Origin of the sequence: Paraburkholderia translucens (genome assembly GCF_020881035.1) — a bacterium.
GTDB classification, from domain to species: Bacteria; Pseudomonadota; Gammaproteobacteria; order Burkholderiales; family Burkholderiaceae; genus Paraburkholderia; species Paraburkholderia translucens.
The window spans coordinates 19088-41779 of record NZ_JAJITC010000024.1 but is presented as its reverse complement, the minus strand read 5'-3'; the positions used below and the strand labels follow the sequence as shown (position 1 = coordinate 41779).

The window sequence follows — 22692 nt, the reverse complement described above, 5'->3', positions numbered from 1 at the left end:
ATACAGGTATTGCCACTACCAGCCAACTCCATGTTTTTTATCGGTTTTTTCGTTGACTGAGCGGCCCATCGCGATGCGCAGCGTGGCATAATCAATCGACACAGTCAGCCCGCAGTCATTACTACCCCGCATACCATGGCACAGACTCTCTACGACAAATTGTGGAACACGCACGTGGTCCACACGGAAGACGACGGCACCACGATTCTCTACATCGACCGTCACCTGCTGCATGAAGTGACCAGCCCGCAGGCGTTCGAAGGCCTGAAGATGGCCGAGCGCCCGGTGTGGCGCATCAGCGCGAACCTGGCCGTGTCCGACCACAACGTGCCGACCACGGACCGCAGCCACGGCATCGCCGATCCGGTCTCGAAGCTGCAGGTCGACACGCTCGACGCGAACTGCGACGCCTATGGCATCACGCAGTTCAAGATGAACGACGTGCGTCAGGGCATCGTCCACATCATCGGGCCGGAACAGGGGGCCACGCTGCCGGGTATGACGATCGTCTGCGGCGACTCGCACACGTCCACGCACGGCGCATTCGGCGCGCTCGCGCACGGCATCGGCACGTCGGAAGTCGAGCACGTGCTGGCCACCCAAACGCTCCTGCAAAAGAAGAGCAAGAACATGCTCGTGAAGGTCGAGGGCCAATTGCCGCGCGGCTGCACCGCGAAGGACATCGTGCTCGCGATCATCGGCAAGATCGGCACCGCGGGCGGCACCGGCTACGCAATCGAATTCGGCGGCTCGACGATCCGCTCGCTGTCGATGGAAGGCCGCATGACCGTCTGCAACATGGCGATCGAAGCGGGCGCGCGCGCCGGCATGGTCGCTGTCGACGAGACCACGATCGACTACCTGAAGGGCCGTCCGTTCTCGCCGCAGGGCGTCGAATGGGATCATGCGGTGGAGTACTGGAAGCAGTTCAAGTCGGACGACGGCGCGCATTTCGATCGCGTGGTCGAGCTGAATGCCGCCGAAATCGTGCCGCAGGTCACGTGGGGCACGTCGCCGGAAATGGTCACGCCGGTCGACGGCCGTGTGCCAGACCCGGAGCGCGAAAAGGACCCGGTCAAGCGCGACGCGATGGAGCGCGCGCTCAAGTACATGGCGCTCGAACCGAACTTGCCGATCGAGTCGATCAAGCCGGATAAAATCTTCATCGGGTCGTGCACCAACGCGCGCATCGAAGACATTCGCGCCGCGGCTTACGTCGTGAAGAAACTGGGCCGCCGTGTCGCGCCGAACATCCGTCTGGCGATGGTCGTGCCGGGTTCGGGCTTGGTGAAGGCGCAGGCGGAGCGTGAAGGCCTCGACAAGGTCTTCACCGACGCCGGTTTCGAATGGCGCGAGCCGGGCTGCTCGATGTGCCTCGCAATGAACGCCGACCGGCTCGAGCCGGGCGAGCGTTGCGCATCCACGTCGAACCGGAACTTCGAAGGTCGTCAGGGTGCCGGTGGCCGCACGCACCTGGTAAGTCCCGCAATGGCCGCTGCTGCGGCCATCGAAGGGCATTTCGTCGATATTCGCAAGCTTGGATAAATCGAATGATGAAGAACTTGAATCGCATCACTCTATTGCGCCGCTTCGCACTCGGTGCGCTCGCCGGACTCCTGCTCGGTGTTGCCGGCTGCAACACGGTGCACGGATTTGGCGAGGACATGTCGCACCTCGGCAATTCGATCAGCAATCACGCTGAGAAATAAGCGGGTTTTGATTTTTGCCGGCGATGCGGCACGGGGCCTTCGCAGCACCACCCGCATCGCCCGGTCCTGAACAGGCGCTAGCGTCATGGATAAATTCATCGTACACACCGGCGTCGTGGCGCCGCTCGATCGCGAGAACGTCGACACGGACGCGATCATCCCGAAGCAGTTCCTGAAATCGATCAAGCGCACGGGCTTTGGTCCGAACGCGTTCGACGAATGGCGCTACCTCGACCACGGCGAACCGGGTCAGGACAACTCGAAGCGTCCGCTGAACCCGGACTTCGTGCTGAATCAGCCGCGCTACGCAGGTGCTTCGGTGCTGCTCGCGCGCAAGAACTTCGGCTGCGGCAGCTCGCGCGAACACGCGCCCTGGGCATTGCAGCAGTATGGCTTTCGCGCGCTGATCGCGCCGAGCTTTGCCGACATCTTCTACAACAACTGCTTCAAGAATGGCTTGCTGCCGATCGTGTTGAGCGAACAACAGGTCGATCACCTGTTCAATGAAACCTACGCGTTCAACGGCTTCAAGCTGACTATCGACCTCGAAGCGCAAGTCGTGCGCACGGCCGACGGCGGCGCCGAATATCCGTTCGAAGTCGCGGGTTTCCGCAAGTACTGCCTGCTGAACGGTTTCGACGACATCGGCCTGACGCTGCGTCACGCCGACAAAATCCGCCAGTTCGAAGCGGAGCGTCTCGCGAAGCAACCGTGGCTGAACAATCGCCTCGTTCGTTGACCGAATCCGCGAGGGCGTGAGGACGCGAGGTCCGCGCGCCCGCGCCGGTTTGCGCCAGAAAAGACTCGAAAAAATCATCAAGGAATTCGCATGAAGATCGCAGTGTTGCCGGGCGACGGCATCGGTCCCGAAATCGTCAAGGAAGCCGTCAAGGTCCTCAACGTGCTCGGCGAGAAGTTCGAACTCGAAGAAGCGCCGGTCGGCGGCGCGGGCTACGAAGCGAAGGGCCATCCGCTGCCGGACTCGACGCTCGCGCTCGCGAAGGAAGCCGACGCGATCCTGTTCGGCGCGGTCGGCGACTGGAAATACGACAAGCTCGAACGCGCTCTGCGCCCCGAGCAGGCGATTCTCGGTCTGCGCAAGCACCTGGAACTCTTCGCGAACTTCCGTCCGGCGATCTGTTATCCGCAACTCACGGGTGCGTCGTCGCTGAAGGAAGAGATCGTGTCGGGTCTCGACATCCTGATCGTGCGCGAACTCAATGGCGACATCTACTTCGGCGCGCCGCGCGGCGTGCGTACGTCGCCGGACGGCCTGTTCGCCGGCGCGAAGGAAGGTTTCGACACGATGCGTTATTCGGAGCCCGAAGTGCGCCGCATCGCGCACGTCGCGTTCCAGGCGGCGCAAAAGCGCGGCAAGAAGCTGACCTCGGTCGACAAAGCCAACGTGCTCGAAACCTCGCAGTTCTGGAAGGACGTGATGATCGACGTGTCGAAGGAATATGCGGACGTCGAGCTGTCGCACATGTATGTCGACAACGCCGCGATGCAACTCGTGAAAGCGCCGAAGTCGTTCGACGTGATCGTGACCGGCAACATGTTCGGCGACATCCTGTCCGACGAGGCGGCCATGCTGACTGGCTCGATCGGCATGCTGCCGTCGGCATCGCTCGACAAGAACAACAAGGGCTTGTACGAGCCCTCGCACGGTTCCGCTCCGGACATCGCCGGCAAGGGCGTCGCGAATCCGCTTGCGACGATCCTGTCCGCCGCGATGATGCTGCGCTATTCGCTGAATAAGGCGGAGCAGGCGGATCGCATTGAGAGCGCTGTGAAGAAGGTGCTCGAACAGGGCTACCGCACCGGCGACATTCTCACGCCGGGTTGCAAGCAGGTCGGCACCGCCGCGATGGGCGATGCCGTGGTGGCCGCGCTGTAAAGCGCGTTGAAAATGCGAATCGGCCTTCAAACAGGCCGATTCGCGCTCAATACGGCGAAGAGAGCGCCGCCGGTTTTCCGTTTTCGTGTATATTGTGCTGATGGCCCGGATCTCCCAAATCTCCTCGATTTCCAAATTGCACGGCACATCTGCTCGTGCAATCGAGTTCGCCATTACCATCAAAACGATTACCCCGAAAACGATTACGAAACGCTGATCGTCCGTTGTGTCCGCCCATCTTCCCCGCGCGGTCACTGCGGGCAAAGATGCGGGGAAGTTTCCATTCGAAGGGTATGAAGTCATGAACGTAGGTCTCGTAGGTTGGCGCGGCATGGTCGGCAGCGTCCTGATGCAACGTATGCAGCAGGAAGGCGATTTCGACTTGATCGAACCGGTGTTTTTCAGCACCAGCAACGCGGGCGGCAACGCGCCGTCGTTCGCCAAAAACGAGACCAAGCTCAAAGATGCGACAAGCATCGAAGACCTGAAGAAGTGCGACGCGATCATCTCCTGCCAGGGCGGCGACTACACCAACGAGGTGTTCCCGAAGCTCCGCGCGGCGGGCTGGAATGGCTACTGGATCGACGCGGCTTCGTCGCTGCGCATGAAGGACGACGCGGTCATCATTCTCGATCCGGTCAACCTCGACGTGATCAAGAACGCACTCGTCAAAGGGCAGAAGAATTTCATCGGCGGTAACTGCACGGTCAGCCTGATGCTGATGGCGCTGGGCGGCCTGTTCCGCGAAAACCTCGTCGACTGGATGACGGCCATGACTTATCAGGCCGCATCGGGCGCGGGCGCGCAGAACATGCGTGAACTGTTGTCGCAGATGGGCACGCTGCACGGTGCGGTGAAGGACGAACTCGCGAACCCGTCTTCGGCGATTCTCGACATCGACCGTCGCGTTCTGAATGCGATGAACAGCGACAGCATGCCGACCGACCACTTCGGCGTGCCGCTTGCGGGCTCGCTGATTCCGTGGATCGACAAGGATCTCGGCAACGGCATGTCGAAAGAAGAGTGGAAGGGCGGCGCGGAAACCAACAAGATTCTCGGCAAGCCGGCCATGGGCATGCCGGGTTCGATCCCGGTGGACGGCCTGTGCGTGCGGATCGGAGCGATGCGCTGCCACTCCCAGGCTCTTACGATCAAGCTGAACAAGGACGTGCCGCTCGACGAAGTGAACAGCATCCTCGCGTCGGGCAACGACTGGGTCAAGGTCGTACCGAACGAGCGTGAAGCGTCGATGCGCGATCTGTCTCCGGCGGTCGTCACCGGTACGCTGACGGTGCCGGTCGGCCGCGTGCGCAAGCTCGCGATGGGCGGCGAATATCTGTCGGCCTTCACGGTCGGCGATCAACTGCTGTGGGGCGCGGCTGAACCTCTGCGTCGTATGCTTCGCATTGTGCTCGACAAGTAAAGTAAACTACGCGCTCACGACGCGTAGACAACTCAAGAAGCGTCGCGCTTGCGCGGCGCTTTTTTCATTGTGTGCTCCGATCATCTTGTCTCTTTCCACTCGCAAAATAGGCTGCGCGCTGATGCGCCAGGAGTCCCGATGAACTTTCGACGTTCCGCTCTTCGGGCTGTGTCCATTCGTCACGATAAGCGACGATTGAGGAGCCGTCCGGCCGCGATGGCCGCAGCTGCCGCTTTTGCTCTCGCGCTGCTCGTCGGTGGCGCAGGCAATTCGTTCGCCGCGCCGGCCGGTACCGCGAGCGCGCCGGATGCGGCTTCCACTTCCGTGAGTGTCGCCGTGGGCAGTCGCTACACGGTACACGCTGGACAATCCCTGAACGATGTCGCGATCGTTATCACCCAGTCGCATGACCGGGCCGTACTCGTGCGCGCGACGCGTGCCCTGTTCGACACGAATCCTGCGGCGTTCATGAATCACGATCCGAGCCGGCTGCGTGTGGGCGCGGTATTGATCGTGCCGGCGCTCGATGCGTCGGGGGCGTTAGCGGCTTCGTCGACCGCGGCTGCGGCGGGGGCGTCGGAGTCTACGGCGGTTACTGCCGCTTCCGCGTCGACGGCGGCGTCGGCAGCAGCGGCGGCTAGCGCGGCGAGCGCTGTCGCGCAGCTCAACGCGGCCGGCGCAAGCGCGGCCAGTGCCGCGGCTCAAGCAACAACATCGGCCGCACCGGCGGTCTCCGGCACGGCCAGTGCACCGGTCGCTGCGAGCGCGGCAGTATCGACTGGCGCGGCGGCGGGTGGCGTGGTTTCGTCCGCGCCGGTGGCGAGCTCCCCCCCAGTAGCGACGAGCGGCGCGCAGGAATGGGCCGGATCGATCCAAGCGCCGGCGAGTGTGCCTGGCGGACAAGCGCCGTCGACCGCCACCACGGCCGCGCAGTCAGCCTCGCAGCCGCATCCGCAGGTGTCGAGTCTGCAGCAATTGCTCGCGCTGAAAAATCGCGTCCTGATGGAGTTGCAGAAGCACGGTATCGGCGGAGCGCCCGTCGCCTCGGGCCCCGCGCCGGTGAGCGCTGCGCAGCCGAGTGCGAGTGGTTCAGCGCCGACGATCGCCACAGCACCGGCGCCCGCGAACGTGGCGACGTCGCCGTCGAACGAAGGTGGCTTGTCCCAGCGTGGCCTGAGCATCGCGGCGGCGGTGGGTGCGGCGCTGGTCGTTCTGCTCGCGGCTCTGCGCATGGGTCGCCGCAAACGCGAAAAGATGGCCGCGGCGCGCGCTGCCGAGGCAACTGATGCCGACACGGCGAGAACGGCGACCGCGCCGACGGCGGTGCCGGAAGGTTCGGACGCGCAAGACCAAGAGGCTGCACAGCAGGCGGCTGCGGCGGCAGTGGCAGAACGCGCTGCTGCGGAACGTGCTGCAGCCGAGCAGGCGTCGGCAGAACGTGCGGCGGCAGAGCAAGCGGCATCAGAACGAGCAGCGGCCGAGGAGAAGGCGGCAGCGGAACGCGCAGCAGCCGAGCGAGAAGCGGCGCGTGTTGCGGCGGAACGTACGGAAGCGGAACACGCAGAGGCGGAACGCATCGCTGCCCGGCAAGCGGCTGCGGAAGAGGAGGCGCTGCAAGCAGACCATCCACCACAACCGGGCACTCCCGAACCCGTCGCACCGACGGCACAACCCGTTGGCATGCCGCCCTCGAGCGAAAGCGCAGCGTCCACTGAACCACCGGCAGTCAGCCCGACTCACGACGAAGTCTTGCACGCAGCGGCCACCGCCGCCAACCTCGCCGCCGCGGCAGAACTCGGCGCCGAAGCGTTGCCGCTGGGGCCGCTCGAGCCGGCCACCGGCGAAACGCAGGACGAGCACGCGCATCGTCTGCAATGGGACGACGAATCCTCAGAAAGCCCGACGGCAGATAATGCGGCAGGCACCGCTACAGGCGCGAGCCCAAGCCCAACAGAAACACCCTCGAGCACACCGCACACCGCGACGGCCGAACCGCAGACTTCCTTAAACGTTCCACCTCCAGTGATCGATTTCACGCAACACCAGACCGAACAGCCCGCCACCACGTCGTTCGGTCAGCCGTTCAGCGACATCCCGGCACCGCCGCAACCCTCGCCGTCCGTACCGACCGAGTTCCCGCGCGACGCCGTCGACGCGTTCAGCAGCCTGAACATGCCGCTGCCGCCGCGCATCGAAGTGCCCACAGTCAGCGACGCGGAGCGTTCCACGTCGCTGTCGACGCAACCGGTCGCATCGCCCGATACGACCGCGCAGCAGGCCTTCGGCGCCCATGACCTCAACGACGACGCTCCGCACATCGCCGATCAGATCGCCGCCGGCACCGCAGGCCACGGCGCCGTAGCGGGTCTCGGCGCGGCGGGCTTCGGTGCGCTGAAGCTCGACTTCGACCTCGAATTGCCGCCGAGCCCGGCGCAGCCGTTGCCGGCCTTCACGCCCGCCGATCTAGGCCGCATCGCGCGCAACAAGCTGGAGCTGGCCTCCGAGTACATTGAACTCGGCGATCTCGCCGGCGCGCGCGCGCTCATCAACGAAGTGATCGAAGCGAACGATCCAGCTACGCGCACCGAAGCCCGCGCGTTGCTTTCGACTCTCGCACCGCTGTCGTGAAGCGCATTGCATTAGGCGTGCAGTACGACGGCGCTGCGTTCGCCGGCTGGCAGTCGCAACCGCATGGCAACACGGTCCAGGACGAGCTCGAACGAGCGCTGCGCGAATTCACGCGTACGCCCGTGCAGACCGTCGTGGCCGGCCGCACCGACCGCGGTGTGCACGGCCTCGGCCAGGTCGTGCATTTCGACACTGAACTCGATCGCGTCGATATCTCCTGGGTGCGCGGCCCGAACGCGTTCCTGCCGAAGACGATCGGCGTGCAGTGGGCCAAGCCGATGCCCGACGACTTCCACGCGCGTTTCTCGGCGTTCGAACGGACCTACTACTACGTCCTGTACGTCAACCCGGTGCGCTCGCCGATGCTCACGACGCGCGCCGGCTGGGTGCACACACCGCTTGACGTCGACGCGATGCGCTCGGCCACCGCGCACCTGATCGGCGAGCATGACTTTTCGGCGTTCCGGTCGTCGCAATGCCAGTCGAAAACGCCGTTCAAGCATCTGTATCAGATCGACGTCAAACGACAAGGCAACTTCGTGCATTTCCGCTTTCGCGCGAACGCGTTCCTGCACCACATGGTGCGCAACGTGATGGGCTGTCTGATCGAGATTGGCAGCGGCCGCCGCCCGGCGGCGTGGATGGCCGACGTACTGGCGAGCCGCCGCCGCGATTGCGCGGCGCCGACCTTCATGCCCGACGGCTTGTATCTCGCGCAAGTGGGCTATCCTGAGCAATTCGGCGTGCCCGCCCCGGCGACGGGCAGCGTGCCGTGGAGCAGCATATGGATCGAGCAACCGGAAACATGAAAGCAGCAGAAAACTCCGCCACCCAGGCCGAGGCCACCGCCCCGCAAAGCGTGCCGCACCGCACGCGCATCAAGCTGTGCGGACTGTCGAAACCCGCCGATGTCGACCACGCAATCAGCCTCGGAGCCGACGCGATCGGCCTCGTTTTCTATCCGCCCAGCCCGCGCTCGGTGAACGTCGCGCAAGCGGTCGAACTCGTGCATGGCGTGCCGCCATTCGTGTCGGTCGTCGGTCTGTTCGTCAATGCGACGCCAGATTGGGTCCGTGAAGTCGCGAGCAACGTGAACCTGACGTTGTTGCAGTTTCACGGCGACGAGACGCCGCAGCAGTGCGAGACGCTTGCCGGCGTTGCGGGTTTGCCTTGGTTGCGGGCGTTGCGGGTTGCGGCGGATACTCAACCCGCCGATTTGGTAAAATCAGCTTTCAACTATTCAGCAGCCAGTGGCCTTCTATTCGACACCCATGTCGAAGGCTACGGCGGCGGTGGAAGGGTTTTCGATTGGTCACTTATTCCAGCAGAGCTCGCGCATCGGGCCGTTTTGAGTGGTGGGTTGAACGCGCAAAACGTCAGTGATGCGATCCATCGCGTGCGCCCGTACGCGGTCGATGTCTCGAGCGGCATCGAAGTACCGGGCGCCAGGGGCGTGAAGGATCACGCCCGGATGGCTGCGTTCGTACGCGCGGTGCGCGCGGCGGACGCCGAATGATTCAGGCTCGCGAGTGCTTTCCGATGAAAGCGGCGAGCCATTCTGTGAAGAGTGATCACCATGTACAACTTGCCTGACGAAAGAGGCCACTTCGGCCAGTTTGGCGGCGTGTTCGTCGCCGAAACGCTGTTTTCCGCGCTCGACGAACTGCGCCAAGCGTACGAGAAATATCAGAAAGACGCGGAATTCGTCGCCGAGTACGAGCGCGAACTGAAGCATTTCGTGGGTCGCCCCTCCCCGATTTATCACGCACGCCGCTGGAGCGAATTGCTCGGCGGCGCACAGGTTTACCTGAAGCGCGAAGACCTGAATCACACCGGCGCACACAAGATCAACAACGTCATCGGCCAGGCCTTGCTCGCCAAGCGCATGGGCAAGCCGCGGGTAATCGCGGAAACCGGTGCTGGTCAGCACGGGGTTGCCACCGCGACGATCTGTGCGCGCTTCGGTATGGAGTGCGTGGTCTATATGGGCGTCGAGGACGTACACCGTCAGGCCGCCAACGTGTACCGCATGAAGTTGCTCGGCGCGACCGTCGTACCGGTCGAATCGGGTTCGCGCACGCTGAAGGACGCGCTGAACGAAGCGATGCGCGACTGGGTCACCAACGTCGAAAACACCTTCTATATCATCGGCACGGTCGCGGGCCCGCATCCGTATCCGATGATGGTGCGCGATTTCCAACGCGTGATCGGCGACGAATGCCGTGTGCAGATGCCTGAACTCGCCGGTCGCCAGCCGGACGCCGTGATCGCGTGTGTGGGCGGCGGTTCGAATGCGATGGGGATTTTTTATCCGTACATCGAAGACAGTTCCGTGCAGCTGATCGGCGTCGAAGCGGCCGGCGACGGTATCGAAACGGGTCGTCACGCGGCCTCGCTGATCGGCGGGAGTCCGGGTGTGCTGCATGGCAACCGTACCTACCTGCTGCAGGACGAAGACGGCCAGATCATCGAGACGCATTCGGTGTCGGCGGGCCTCGACTATCCGGGCGTCGGGCCGGAGCATGCGTGGCTAAAAGAAAGCAATCGCGCGCAATATGTCGGCATCACCGATGAAGAAGCGCTGAAAGCATTCCACGATTGCTGTCGCATCGAGGGCATCATTCCCGCGTTGGAGTCGAGCCACGCGCTCGCCTATGCGGCGAAGCTCGCGCCGACCTTGTCGAAAGACAAGATTCTGCTGGTCAACCTGTCGGGCCGCGGCGACAAGGACATGCACACGGTCGCCGAGCGATCGGGTATCCAATTCTGAGCCGCGACGATGCGCGACGAGTTCGACGAGCCGCAGCCGGCGATTGAAACGGCGAATCCGGACGCCGAAGTATCGGCGGGCGCGGCATCCGCACCGTTGGTGGCGCAGGTGCCGGCCGGCATTCAGCTGTTGAACCGCGATTTTCTGACCGATGTAGCGAACATTCCCGACGGGTCAATCGACCTGATCGTCTGTGATCCGCCCTATGGGCTCGGGAAGGACTACGGCAACGATTCGGACATGCGTACGGGCGAGGAATTTCTCGTCTGGACGCGTGGCTGGCTCGAGCTCGCCGTCCCGAAGCTCAAGCCGACGGGTTCGCTCTACATCTTCTGCACGTGGCAGTACGCGCCGGAAATCTTCAGCTTCCTGAAGACCAAGCTCCTGATGGTCAACGAAATCATCTGGGACCGGCGCGTGCCGAGTATGGGCGGCACTACGCGTCGCTTCACCTCGGTGCACGACAACATCGGTTTCTTCGCGGTGTCGAAGGACTATTTCTTCGATCTCGACCCCGTCCGCATTCCGTACGATGCAGTCACGAAGAAGGCGCGTTCGCGTAAGTTGTTCGAGGGAAGCAAGTGGTTGGAGCTTGGCTATAATCCGAAGGACGTCTGGTCGGTCTCGCGTCTGCATAGGCAGCATGCCGAGCGCGTCGCGCACCCCACCCAGAAACCCCTGGAAATCGTCGAGCGAATGGTGCTGTCCAGTTGCCCGAAGGGCGGTCGTGTGCTCGATCCGTTCATGGGCAGCGGCACTACCGCGGTCGCTTGCGTTCGTCATCAACGCGAATTCGTCGGCTATGAGATCAACGAGAGCTATTGCGCAATAGCGCGCGAGCGGGTCAGCGTCGCCGCTACGCCTGCTGCTCCGCGCCGGACCCGAGCTAAGTCGAAAGTGCAGCCGTCGACCGAAGTGCAGTGAAAAGCGCTAAATCCGCGACTAAGTGCGCTGAAAAGCCCGCTCCGAAGAGCGCGCAGTAGCCCTAATTCGAGAATACTTCCATGTCCCGTATCAAGAACACGTTTGCTGCGCTGTCCGCCCAAGGTAAGAAAGGCTTGATTCCGTTCATGACCGCCGGCGACCCGGACCCGGCTCGCACGGTCGAATTCATGCATGCGCTCGCCGCGGGCGGCGCGGATGTGATCGAACTGGGCGTCCCGTTTTCGGACCCCATGGCCGACGGCCCGGTGATCCAGCAGTCGTCCGAACGCGCGCTCGCGCGCGGAGTATCGCTGCGTCACGTGCTGGCTGATGTCAAACGCTTCCGTGAAACTGACGAGAAAACCCCGGTCGTGCTGATGGGCTATGCCAATCCGATCGAACGGATGGGCGCCGAGGTTTTTGCGAAAGCCGCGAAGGAAGCCGGTGTCGACGGCGTGCTGGTGGTCGACTATCCTCCTGAAGAGTGCGCAAGCTTCGCGCAACAGATGCAAGCTGCCGGCATCGATCCGATATTTCTGCTCGCACCGACCTCTACCGACGAACGTATCGCCGAAGTCGGCCGGATTGCTAGCGGCTACGTCTACTATGTGTCGCTGAAAGGGGTCACCGGCGCGGCAAATCTGGACGTTTCCAGCATCGCGAGTAAAATCCCGGCCATCAAGTCGCGCGTCCCCCTGCCGGTGGGCGTCGGTTTCGGCATTCGCGACGCGCAAACGGCGCGCGCGGTGGGCGAAATAGCCGACGCCGTCGTGATCGGCAGCCGTATCGTCCAATTGCTCGAACAGGCGGCGCCCGACGCCGCTGCCGAGACGCTCACGCGTTTCGTCGCCGAAGTGCGGGCGGCGCTCGATAGTGTCGCGACTGCCCGATAACAGTTATTTTTGTCGCGGTAGCGTGGGCGGCGGGCTCGTCCCGCCGTTCGCGCGACTGCTGACCCAGAAGGATTCCTATGAGCTGGCTCGATAAGCTGCTGCCGCCAAAAATCAAACAAACCGACCCGAAGAACCGCAAGGGAATTCCGGAAGGCCTGTGGATCAAGTGCCCGTCATGCGAAGCCGTGCTGTACCGCAACGACGTCGAGGCCAATCTGCATGTTTGCCCGAAGTGCGACCATCACATGCGCATCGGCGCGCGTGAGCGGCTCGACAGCCTGCTCGATCCGGAAGGCCGCTACGAAATCGGCCAGGAAATCGTTCCGGTCGATGCGCTGAAGTTCAAAGACAGCCGCAAGTACCCCGAGCGCCTCAAAGAGGCGATGGATGAAACCGACGAGACCGACGCAATGGTCGTGATGGGCGGCGCAATTCACACGCTGCCGGTCGTCGTGTCCTGTTTCGAGTTCTCGTTCATGGGCGGCTCGATGGGTTCGGTGGTCGGCGAGCGATTCGCGCGCGGCGCGCAGAACGCGCTCGAACAGAAAGTGCCGTTCATCTGCTTTACCGCTTCGGGCGGCGCGCGGATGCAGGAGAGCCTGCTGTCGTTGATGCAGATGGCGAAGACTACCGCCATGCTCACGAAGCTGGCCGAAGCCAAGCTGCCGTTCATCTCGGTGCTGACCGACCCGACCATGGGCGGCGTGTCCGCGAGTTTCGCGTTCCTCGGCGACGTCGTGATCGCCGAGCCGAAGGCGCTGATCGGTTTCGCCGGTCCGCGCGTGATCGAACAGACTGTGCGCGAGAAACTGCCGGAAGGCTTCCAGCGCGCCGAGTTCCTGCTGCAGAAGGGCGCGATCGACATGATCGTCGACCGTCGCAAGCTGCGCGAAGAAATAGCGCAATTGCTGGCGCTGCTGAGCCATCAACCGGCGGACGCGGTCGCGTAAGAGCCGGGCAGACAAGCAACCAAAAATAGCGCGCCGCGTGAGCAATCAAGCGGCGCGCTGTCATTTCCGGGATAATTACGGTCGCCTGCGAAGCCGCAGTGTTTGAAACCGAAGCTGACGTGGCTCGAGGTGCGGGTTTGTGCGCATAAACCGCGCGGCGTCTTCCGCTCGTGACCAGTACCGCCCGCAGCACGGCAGATCCGAACCACCGCGACTGACTCAAGATTCACCCGATGACGACATTCCCCACCCTCGACGCGTGGCTCACGCACCTTGAATCCGCGCATCCAGTCGGCATCGACATGGGTCTGGGCCGCATCTCCCAGGTACGCGATGCGATGCAGCTGTCGTTCGCCTGCCCGATCATCACGGTCGGCGGCACGAACGGCAAAGGCTCGACCTGCGCGATTCTCGAAGCGATCCTGCTGCGCGCGGGCTATACGGTTGGCTGCCACACATCGCCGCATCTGCTGTCGTTCAACGAGCGAGCGCGCATCAACGGCGCGATGGCAAGTGACGCTGATCTGCTGCCGCACTTCGAAGCCGTCGAAGCCGCGCGCCTAAGCCTCGCCGAACCGGTTACGCTGACTTATTTCGAATTCACGACGCTCGCGATCATGAGGCTGTTCGCGTCGCGCGGCCTCGACGCGGTGATTTTCGAAGTCGGCCTCGGCGGCCGTCTCGACGCGGTCAATGTCGTCGATACCGACTGCGCGATCATCACGAGCATCGATCTGGATCACACCGACTACCTCGGTGACACGCGCGAAAAAATCGCCTTCGAAAAGGCCGGGATTTTCCGCCCCGGCAAGCCGGCGATCTGCGCGGACCCGATGCCGCCGCAGTCGCTGATCGATCATGCGGAAAAGATCGGCGCGCAATTGTGGCTGTTCGGCCGCGATTTCCGTTATGAAGGCCAGGCCGGCAGCGAGCGCCAGCAGTGGAGCTACGTCGGCCCGACGCTGCGGCGCTCGGCACTCGCGTATCCGTCGCTGCGCGGCGCGAATCAGCTGATCAACACGTCCGCGGCGCTCGCCGGGCTCGAAGCGTTGCGGGACCGTCTGCCGGTGTCGGCGCAGGATATCCGGCTCGGCATCGCCAACGTGGATCTGCCGGGCCGCTTCCAGGTGTTGCCGGGCAAGCCGTCCATCGTGCTCGACGTCGGCCACAATCCGCACGCGGCGGCGGTGCTCGGACAGAACCTCGGCAATATGGGCTTTTTCCCGTACACGTACGCCGTGTTCGGCGCGATGCGCGACAAGGACATCGCGGGCATCCTCAATCATCTGAAAGGCGAGATCGATCATTGGTGCGTGACCGATTTGCCGACTCCGCGCGCTGCGTCCGCGCAGGAGCTGGAAACCGCGTTGCGTGAGCTGGGCGTGGAAGACGGCACCGACAGCAGCGTCAGGCGTTTCGCGACGCCCGCACAGGCTTTCCAGGACGCGCTTAAGCGTGCGTCAGAGAATGATAGAATCGTGGTTTTCGGCAGTTTCTATACGGTAGCGGGTGTGATGGCCTACCGGAAATCGCAGCAACACTGAGCGGGCGCCAGGCTCGAACCAAGCGATTCATGGGAATTTTCTCGTTCGGCAAGAAAGACGACGCGCCCAGCCGGCGCGGCGCAAACACCAGTTCCAATCGGGCCGCCCGGGGCGAGCGCGTCGAGCGGCGCACCCGCCGCAGCGAGCGCACCGTCGATGCAGACGCCATGCTGCTTGACCCCACGCTGCCGGAAAAGCAGCGCGCGCGCCGCCGGCTCGTCGGCGCAATTGCAATGGTCGTCGCGGCGGTGATCATCCTGCCGATGGTGCTGGACTCGCACCCCAAGCCCGTCACCGACGACATCTCGATCGACATTCCGAGCCGGCCCGCGCCGAAGCTCGCCAAATCCACCGCCAACGAAGACGTGCAAGCCGGCGTCGCGCCGGACAATCCGCCGGCAGCCGACGCCGGCATTGCCGCGTCCAGCCTCGCGCCCGCAACGACCGCGGCGACCACGGCAGCGGCGTCGGCCTCCTCCGCGAAGCCGGCCCAATCGACTCAATCGACCGCAGCGAAGCAGGGCGCGACCCCGTCCGCGTCAACGGGCACCGCGAGCGCCGGCGTATCCAAATCCGCCGCGAAGCCGCAAGCCGAGTCGCTCGCACCCAACACCGCACCCGCTGCCGCCGCCAAACAGACGAAGGCACCCGCGGCTACACCGTCACAGTCTGACGACGACACGAACACGGCCGCCGCCAGCGCGGATGCGAACTCCGGCACACCGGCTTCGCCGCCGGGCAACCGTTTCGCGGTGCAGCTTGGCGCCTTCGCGAACGAAGCGAGCGCGCGCAATTGGGCCACGAAGTTGAAAGCGGCGGGTGTGCCCGCATATACCGAACACAAGAAGCAGGCTGACGGCTCGACGCTGACATTGCTGCGGGCCGGCCCGTTCGCCGATCGTGCTGCGGCGACCGCGGCGATCGCGAAGGTTCGCGAGGCGGGTCTCGTGCCTGGTTCGAACGGCAGCAGTACGCAGTAAGCGAGCGATGTTCACTGCCTTCGACTACGCTGTAATGGCGGTGATCGGCTTGTCAGCGCTGCGAGGCGCCTGGCGCGGGTTGCTGTCGGAGCTGTTTGGTTTGATCGGCTGGGTCGCGGCGTTTCTGCTGGCGTGCGAGTTCGTGGGCTACGTGGTCCCGTATATCCCGTCCAAGTGGCCGGGTGGCGCGTTGACCCAGTGGCTGCTCGCTTTCTCGCTCGTGGTGATCGGCGTGGTGCTGGTCGCGAGCGTGGTGAGCGCACTGCTCAGCCGCCTCGTGCAGGTCACGGGGCTGGGCGGTGCGGACCGCTCGCTCGGTTTGATGTTCGGCCTCGTGCGCGGGGTCGTTCTGGTGCTGATTCTGGTCGCCCTCGCCGGCTTGACCGAACTGCCCAAAGAGGAATTCTGGCGCAATGCGTTGCTTCGTCCGTATGCGGTCGAGGGTGTACGCGCAATGAAACCGCTGCTTCCCGAGGCGCTCGCCGCATACGTTCATGTGGACGATCCGGGCGCTCCGAGCAACGCGCAACAGGACTCCGGCGCACACCGGTTGCCTTGACGTCGTAGCGCGTCTCGTCGTATCACGGCGCGGACGCGGTCGCAGGCACCGGTCGCCATCTAGAATTTCGTACCTTTGAAGGACATGCCATGTGCGGCATCGTAGGCGTAGTTTCCCACTCTCCGGTCAACCAGCTGATCTATGACAGCCTGCTGCTGCTGCAGCACCGCGGTCAGGACGCGGCCGGCATCGCAACCGCGAACGGCAGCAATTTCCACATGCACAAGGCCAACGGCATGGTGCGCGACGTGTTCCGCACGCGCAACATGCGCAGCCTGCCGGGCACGACGGGCATCGGTCAGGTCCGTTACCCGACCGCCGGTTCGGCATCGAGCGAAGAAGAAGCGCAGCCGTTCTACGTGAACGCGCCGTTCGGCATCATCCTCGCGCACAACGGCAACCTGACCAACTGGCAGCAGCTGAAAGATGAGATGTTCCGCATCGATCGCCGCCACGTGAACACCAATTCCGATACCGAAGTGCTGCTCAACGTCCTCGCGCATGAACTGCAACTGTCGAGTTCGGGTCTGCAGCTCGATCCGGCCGCGCTGTTCAAGGCGGTGGCCGGCGTGCATCGGCGGGTACGCGGCTCGTACGCGATCGTTTCGCTGATTGCCGGCTACGGTCTGCTCGGTTTCCGCGACCCGTTCGGTATCCGTCCGCTGTGCATCGGCAAGCAGGAAACGGCCGACGGCGTCGAGTGGATGCTGGCGTCGGAGTCGGTGGCGATCGAAGGCGTCGGTTTCGAATTCGTGCGCGACGTGCAGCCGGGCGAGGCGGTTTTCATCGACACCGAAGGCCAGCTGCATTCGCAGCAGTGCGCCGCAAGCCCGAGCTTGAACCCCTGCATCTTCGAACTCGTGTATCTGGCGCGTCCGGATTCGGTGCTCGACGGCGTGCCGGTCTACAACGTGCGTCTGCGCATGGGCGACTACCTCGCCGAAAAGATCAAGCGCGAGCTGCCCGACGTCGCGATCGACGTGGTGATGCCGATTCCCGATTCGTCGCGCCCGGCCGCGATGCAGGTCGCGAAGAAGCTCGGCGTCGAGTATCGCGAGGGCTTCTTCAAGAACCGCTACGTGGGCCGTACCTTCATCATGCCCGGTCAGGCGGTACGTAAGAAGTCGGTGCGCCAGAAGCTGAACGCGATGAACATCGAGTTCAAGGGCAAGAACGTGCTGATCGTCGACGATTCGATCGTGCGTGGCACGACCTCGCACGAAATCGTGCAGATGGCGCGCGACGCGGGCGCGAACAAGGTGATTTTCGCGTCGGCGGCGCCGCCGGTGAAATTCCCGAACGTCTACGGCATCGACATGCCAACGCGCGGCGAACTGGTCGCGCACGGCCGCACGGACGAGGAAGTCGCGCGCATGATCGGCGCGGATCACCTTGTGTATCAGGACGTCGATGCGCTGAAGCAGGCGGTGCGCGACATCAACCCGGCGCTGAAGGAGTTTGAAGCGTCGTGCTTCGACGGCAACTATGTGACAGGCGACGTCACGACCGAATACCTCGACCGCATCGAAAGCGCGCGTCTCGCGCCGTCATCCCAGTCGGACCGTGACGCCGCAAGCGACGCGATCGACGGTGGCGGTCCGGCACGTTCGCAGCTGCATCTGCAACTGTCGGTCGGCTGAGCACACATCAGCCCTAGCCCAGCGTCCCCGACGTGAAGCCCGCTTATGCCGTCGCACAAGCGGGCTTTTTCGTTGCTGCCATTGTGGTTACCCGCGGGTTGCGGTGCCGGGTAGCCGGCGAAGCGGCCTTCGAGACAGCCACGAAACATTGAAAATCAGAACAACATGGACGCCCCCCAAGACTTCGGCTTCGACACGCTGGCCGTCCGTTCGGGCACCGCGCGCAGCGACTTCAACGAGCACTCGGAAGCGATTTTCCTGACTTCGAGCTTCGTGTTCGCGAGCGCCGCCGACGCCGCCGAGCGCTTCAAGAACTCCGAAGACTACTTCACGTACTCACGCTTCACGAACCCGACCGTCTCGATGTTCCAGGACCGCCTTGCCGCGCTCGAAGGCGGTGAAGCCTGTATCGCGACGGCTTCGGGCATGGCCGCGATCATGTCGGTCGTGATGTCGACGTTGCAGCAGCCGCTGAAACTCGGCGCGGATGTCGTCATGCATTCGGCGACCAAGTTCCTCGACGGCCAAGGCCGCGTGCTCGGCGGTGCGCTGGTCGGCTCCAAGCAATTCATCATGGAAAAGGTGTTCCCGTTCGTGCGCAGCGCCGGGCCGACGCTGTCCGCGTTCAACGCGTGGGTGCTGTTGAAGGGCATGGAAACGCTGTCGCTGCGCGTCGAAAAACAGTCGGCTAACGCGCTCGAAATCGCGCGCTGGCTGGACTCGCATCCCGCCGTGAATCGTGTCTTTTATCCGGGGCTCGAATCGCACCCGCAGCACGCGCTCGCGAGGCGTCAGCAGAAGTCGGGCGGCGCGATCCTGTCGTTCGAGTTGAAGGGCGACACGCCCGAGCAGATGCGCGCGAATGCATGGCGCGTGATCGACGGCACGAAGGTCTGCTCGATCACCGGCAACCTCGGCGACACGCGTACGACGATCACGCATCCGGCAACGACCACGCACGGCCGCATTACGCCCGAAGCGCGCGCGGCGGCGAGCATCAGCGAAGGTCTGATCCGGCTTGCGGTGGGACTCGAAAACGCCGGTGATATTCGTGCGGATTTGCAGCGTGGTCTCGAAGGCTGACGAGCAACGCGCTTAACTGCCTCGGAGCCCTTATCGGTGCGTTGTATGCTCTCAGTGCCGCAACGCGCGCCACTGCCCGGGCGCCAGCCCAAAACGCCGCGTGAACGCATGCGTATAAGCGCTTTGATCGCCGAAACCGATCTCGAGCGCGATATCGGTCAACGAAAGACGCGGGTCCGCAAGCAGCGTGATCGACGTGTCGAGCCGCAGCCGCTGCAAATAGCGATGCGGCGTCTCGCCGAACGCATCGACAAACAGTTGATGGAAACGCCGCATGCCGAAGCCGCAGTGCGCGGCGAGGTCCGCGATCCGCAGCGGCTCTGACAGATGCGCACGCAGCCAGCGGTCGATGCGCGCAACATCGAGCCCCACGGGGTTCGCCTGCGCGCCGGCGAGCGTACCGGCATCGGCTACAAGCGCGGCGCCCAGACGCGCCGCGGCATCCCAATGGAAGCGGCGGTGACCGAAGGCACCCGCTTGCGCTTCGTCCGCCCCGTGCGCCGCGTGCGCGGCAATCCGATGCACGAGTTGTGCGAGCGACTCATCGAGCGTGACCGCCCGCGCGCGCTCGAACAGCCGCTCGGGCACCGCCAGCGACGCCGCTGGCAAATCGAGCACAAGCTGCCGGTTCGCGCCGACGCCCGCGTAATCGTGCCGCGCGCCGGCCGGGATCAACCATGCGGAGCCGGCGTCGATCTGCTGCGCAACGCCTTCTACCGCCATCACCATCGCGCCGTCGAGTCCGAGCACGACCTGATGAAAGTCGTGCACGTCCGACGCTTCGATCGCGCCATAGCAGCGCAGCGAAACGTTAGGGGCGGTGACGGCGGCGTGGCTCATCGCAACACTTAGGCGTAGCTCAGACCGCGAGCAGTTCGACGTCGAACACGAGCGTCGCGTTCGGCGGAATCACGCCACCCGCGCCGCGCACGCCGTACCCGAGCTGCGGCGGAATGGTCAGCTTGCGCTTGCCGCCGACCTTCATGCCTTGCACGCCTTCGTCCCAGCCCTTGATGACCATGCCGCCACCCAGCACGAACGCGAACGGGTCATTGCGGTCTTTGCTCGAATCGAACTTCTGGCCGTCGGTCAGCCAGCCGGTGTAGTGCACGGTCACGGTCTTGCCTGCCACGGCTTCGGCGCCGGTGCCTTCCACTAGGTCTTCGTATTTCAGGCCGGATGCGGTCGTCACAGTCGACATGCGTTACTCCTCGAATAAAAACGGAAAACCGACATTGTAGGCGCGTTGCCGCGGATCGCCGAATCTCGCCGCTCTCGCCGGGTTCCATGTGGCATACGAATTGCGTCCGGACTCGCTCCATGGCCACACTGGCCCGCCGGGACGGGATGCCTATAATGAGGCTTCCTTCCATCAACCAGCATTGCCTGAGAGGACTCGATCGTGACACCGTCACCCACAGGGACTGCTGGCACCCAGCCGGCGTCCGCCGACTTTGCCATCTCCGAACGCAGCGCGCTCCTGCGCGCGGAAGCCGCGTTGTTCATGCGCGATCATGTGCTGTCGCTGGTGTCGCACGACCTGCGCGGTCCGTTGAATGCAATTCACAGCTGGGCATATGTGCTCGAGCGCAAGCTCGACGCGAACGATCCCAACTCGCAGCGCGCGATCACCGGCATTCGCAGTGGCGTCGATCAGCAGGTGAAGCTTCTCGAGACGATCGTCGATGCGACCCGTGCCGAAACCAAGACGTTTGCGCTCACATACGAACCGTTTCCGCTGCATCCGCTGCTCGACGAAAGCGTCGAGGAAGTCCGCTCCGGCCTCGCCCGCGCACGCGGAGTCGAAGTGCGGCTCGACTCGCAGATCGCCACCGAGCAACTGAACGGTGATCGCGAGCGCCTTGCCGCCGCTCTATGGCTGATGCTGACGTTCGCCACCGAAGCGAGCGCGCGGGGCACCGAGGTCGTATTGTCCGCGCGCCCGGACAATGGCACATGGCACGCGAGCGTCACGTACGAGCCGAACGACGCGGCGTTGAACGACCCCGCGCTGCCGCACGTGCTCGAAGCGTTCGCGCGCAAGCAGGCCGGCGAGCCGCGTGAGGCGAAGCGCATCGCGTGGGTGTTCGCGCTGTGCAAGCGCGTCGCGGAGGCGCACGGCGGCAGCTTCGAGCAAAGCGATGCGACGCAGGCGGACAACGTCACGGCAACCCCGGCCACGCTCGTGCTGCGCGTGCCGTTTAGCGCGGCGGCGCTGAAATGAGTGCTGTGAGCAGATGCGTCAGCGCACGATTAACATTTCAGTGAGCTTTCAGCCTCTATACTGACAACTTTTGTTGCCGGAGCCCGTCGCTTTGATCCAGGTTGTCGCCCTTATCGGTGCATTGTTTCTGGTTGCCCTCAACGGCTTTTTCGTTGCCGCCGAATTCGGTCTGGTCAAACTGCGGCAGACCCGCGTGCAAAGTCTCGCCGACCGGCATGGCATGCGCGGGCGTCTGCTCGCGAAGGTGCACGGACAGCTCGACGCCTATCTGTCGGCCTGTCAGCTTGGCATCACGCTCGCGTCGCTCGGGCTCGGCTGGATCGGCGAACCGGCGTTCGCGCAGCTGCTGATGCCGCTTTTCGCCGTGATTGGCGTCGAGTCCGAGCGGCTGATCCACGGCATTTCGCTGTTCTTCGCGTTCTCGTGCATTTCGTTCCTGCATATCGTGGTCGGCGAACTCGCGCCGAAGTCGCTCGCCATCCGCGAGGCGGAGAAGATTTCGCTGTGGGCGGCAATGCCGCTGTACGGTTTCTACTGGGTAATGTACCCGGCCATCTGGGTGCTCAATACCAGCGCGAACACGGTGCTGAAGGCCGCGGGGCTCGATAGCGAGCACGGCCACGACTCGCATTACTCCACTGACGAACTGAAGCTGATCCTGCGCGGGCGCCGCGCGAACGTCGCAAGCGAACTGAGCGCGCCGGCCGGTGCGTACAGCCAGGACGAATGGAACACGATCGCGCATTCGCTCGATTTCTCGCGCATGACCGTATCGGACCTGATGCGGCCGTCGCATGAAATGGTCGGCCTGCGGCGCGACCTGCCGTTGCGCGACAACATGCAGGTGGTCGCGCGGCATCGCTTCAGCCGCTATCCGCTGTTCGAGGATGCATCGGGCGAGCGCGTGGCCGGCATGATCCATCTGAAGGACCTGCTGCTCGCGCGCCAGGCGGGCAGCACGCTCGATGACCTGTCGCGCTACGTGCGGCCCGTCCAGTACGTGAAGCCCGACATGCCGGCGCTGGAGCTATTCCGGCGCTTTCGCAAGGGCGCTCCGCATTTCGCGCTGGTCGGCCACAAGAACGCGAAGCCGATCGGCTTCCTGACGCTCGACAATCTGCTCGGCGCGCTGGTGGGGCAGATCCACGACGAGTTCCGTCAGGGCGACGCCGACTGGACGCGCATGGACGACGGCACGCTGATGGGCAAGGGCAGCTTGCCGGTGGTATCGCTCGAACGTGCGCTGGGCATCGACATCGACGAGGGCAAAGCCGAATCGGTCGGCGGCCTCGTGATCCAGGCGCTCAACGATCTGCCGGGCGAAGGGCAGCGCATCGAGTTCGAAGACTTCGACGTCGTGGTCAAGAAGATGAAAGGGCCGCGCATCGTCCTCGTGCGCGTGTACCCGAAGGTGTTCGACGACGAGGGCGGCTGAGACGCGAGTCAACCCGCGCCTCAAGCATTCCTG

General features: G+C 63.9%; 21 protein-coding genes. 19 read left to right on the top strand and 2 right to left on the bottom strand.

Annotation, left to right across the window (positions count from 1 at the left end; genetic code table 11):
• Positions 1-135: 135 nt before the first annotated feature.
• From leuC to LJ655_RS28155, 17 genes are all read left to right on the top strand, one after another.
• Entirely contained in the window at positions 136-1545 is a 1410-nt protein-coding gene (gene leuC, locus LJ655_RS28235; protein ID WP_230564455.1) for a 3-isopropylmalate dehydratase large subunit, read from the top strand.
• A 5-nt stretch (positions 1546-1550) separates the two neighbouring features.
• On the top strand, positions 1551-1709 hold the full coding sequence (locus LJ655_RS28230; RefSeq protein ID WP_230564454.1) for an entericidin A/B family lipoprotein: 159 nt from the start codon (positions 1551-1553) through the stop codon (positions 1707-1709).
• Positions 1710-1794: 85 nt separating this feature from the next.
• Entirely contained in the window at positions 1795-2448 is a 654-nt protein-coding gene (gene leuD, locus LJ655_RS28225; protein ID WP_230564453.1) for a 3-isopropylmalate dehydratase small subunit, read from the top strand.
• Between the two features lie 90 nt (positions 2449-2538).
• Complete coding sequence (leuB, locus tag LJ655_RS28220; protein WP_230564452.1) at positions 2539-3606, top strand: 3-isopropylmalate dehydrogenase; 1068 nt, start codon at positions 2539-2541, stop codon at positions 3604-3606.
• Between the two features lie 301 nt (positions 3607-3907).
• On the top strand, positions 3908-5029 hold the full coding sequence (gene asd / locus LJ655_RS28215) for an aspartate-semialdehyde dehydrogenase (protein ID WP_230564451.1): 1122 nt from the start codon (positions 3908-3910) through the stop codon (positions 5027-5029).
• A gap of 216 nt (positions 5030-5245) precedes the next feature.
• Positions 5246-7657, top strand: a complete 2412-nt coding sequence (locus LJ655_RS28210) for a FimV/HubP family polar landmark protein (protein WP_425605846.1) — start codon at positions 5246-5248, stop codon at positions 7655-7657.
• Entirely contained in the window at positions 7654-8466 is an 813-nt protein-coding gene (gene truA, locus LJ655_RS28205) for a tRNA pseudouridine(38-40) synthase TruA (protein ID WP_230564449.1), read from the top strand. Before LJ655_RS28210 ends, truA begins: the two co-directional genes overlap by 4 nt.
• Complete coding sequence (locus LJ655_RS28200; RefSeq protein WP_230564464.1) at positions 8463-9173, top strand: phosphoribosylanthranilate isomerase; 711 nt, start codon at positions 8463-8465, stop codon at positions 9171-9173. The genes truA and LJ655_RS28200 overlap by 4 nt, the downstream gene beginning before the upstream one ends.
• A gap of 60 nt (positions 9174-9233) precedes the next feature.
• Positions 9234-10427 (top strand): tryptophan synthase subunit beta, encoded by a 1194-nt coding sequence (gene trpB / locus LJ655_RS28195; RefSeq protein ID WP_230564448.1) that lies wholly within the window; start codon positions 9234-9236, stop codon positions 10425-10427.
• 9 nt (positions 10428-10436) lie between these two features.
• On the top strand, positions 10437-11351 hold the full coding sequence (locus LJ655_RS28190; protein ID WP_230564447.1) for a DNA-methyltransferase: 915 nt from the start codon (positions 10437-10439) through the stop codon (positions 11349-11351).
• An 80-nt stretch (positions 11352-11431) separates the two neighbouring features.
• Entirely contained in the window at positions 11432-12244 is an 813-nt protein-coding gene (trpA, locus tag LJ655_RS28185) for a tryptophan synthase subunit alpha (RefSeq protein WP_230564446.1), read from the top strand.
• Between the two features lie 77 nt (positions 12245-12321).
• Positions 12322-13194, top strand: coding sequence for an acetyl-CoA carboxylase, carboxyltransferase subunit beta (gene accD, locus LJ655_RS28180; RefSeq protein ID WP_230564445.1), 873 nt, complete (start codon positions 12322-12324; stop codon positions 13192-13194).
• A 233-nt stretch (positions 13195-13427) separates the two neighbouring features.
• Positions 13428-14738 carry a bifunctional tetrahydrofolate synthase/dihydrofolate synthase gene (gene folC / locus LJ655_RS28175; protein ID WP_230564444.1) on the top strand — a complete coding sequence of 437 codons (1311 nt, stop codon included), beginning with the start codon at positions 13428-13430 and terminating at the stop codon, positions 14736-14738.
• Between the two features lie 29 nt (positions 14739-14767).
• The gene (locus LJ655_RS28170) at positions 14768-15718 is read left to right on the top strand and encodes an SPOR domain-containing protein (protein WP_230564443.1); all 951 of its coding nucleotides are present in this window, start codon (positions 14768-14770) and stop codon (positions 15716-15718) included.
• Between the two features lie 7 nt (positions 15719-15725).
• A complete protein-coding gene (locus LJ655_RS28165) occupies positions 15726-16277 on the top strand; it encodes a CvpA family protein (protein ID WP_230564442.1) in 552 nt (183 codons plus the stop codon).
• A gap of 89 nt (positions 16278-16366) precedes the next feature.
• Entirely contained in the window at positions 16367-17917 is a 1551-nt protein-coding gene (purF, locus tag LJ655_RS28160; RefSeq protein ID WP_230564441.1) for an amidophosphoribosyltransferase, read from the top strand.
• Positions 17918-18082: 165 nt separating this feature from the next.
• Entirely contained in the window at positions 18083-19000 is a 918-nt protein-coding gene (locus LJ655_RS28155) for a PLP-dependent transferase (protein WP_230564440.1), read from the top strand.
• 51 nt (positions 19001-19051) lie between these two features.
• Here the strand turns inward: LJ655_RS28155 and LJ655_RS28150 are convergent, their stop codons facing one another.
• Positions 19052-19840: an AraC family transcriptional regulator gene (locus LJ655_RS28150; RefSeq protein WP_230564439.1), complete on the bottom strand. Its 789-nt coding sequence runs from the start codon at positions 19838-19840 to the stop codon at positions 19052-19054.
• A 19-nt stretch (positions 19841-19859) separates the two neighbouring features.
• Positions 19860-20201 carry an FKBP-type peptidyl-prolyl cis-trans isomerase gene (locus LJ655_RS28145; RefSeq protein ID WP_230564438.1) on the bottom strand — a complete coding sequence of 114 codons (342 nt, stop codon included), beginning with the start codon at positions 20199-20201 and terminating at the stop codon, positions 19860-19862.
• A gap of 201 nt (positions 20202-20402) precedes the next feature.
• Between LJ655_RS28145 and LJ655_RS28140 the strand changes: the two genes are divergently transcribed.
• Positions 20403-21224: a sensor histidine kinase gene (locus LJ655_RS28140; protein WP_230564437.1), complete on the top strand. Its 822-nt coding sequence runs from the start codon at positions 20403-20405 to the stop codon at positions 21222-21224.
• Between the two features lie 91 nt (positions 21225-21315).
• Positions 21316-22659 carry a hemolysin family protein gene (locus tag LJ655_RS28135; protein WP_230564436.1) on the top strand — a complete coding sequence of 448 codons (1344 nt, stop codon included), beginning with the start codon at positions 21316-21318 and terminating at the stop codon, positions 22657-22659.
• Positions 22660-22692 lie beyond the last annotated feature (33 nt).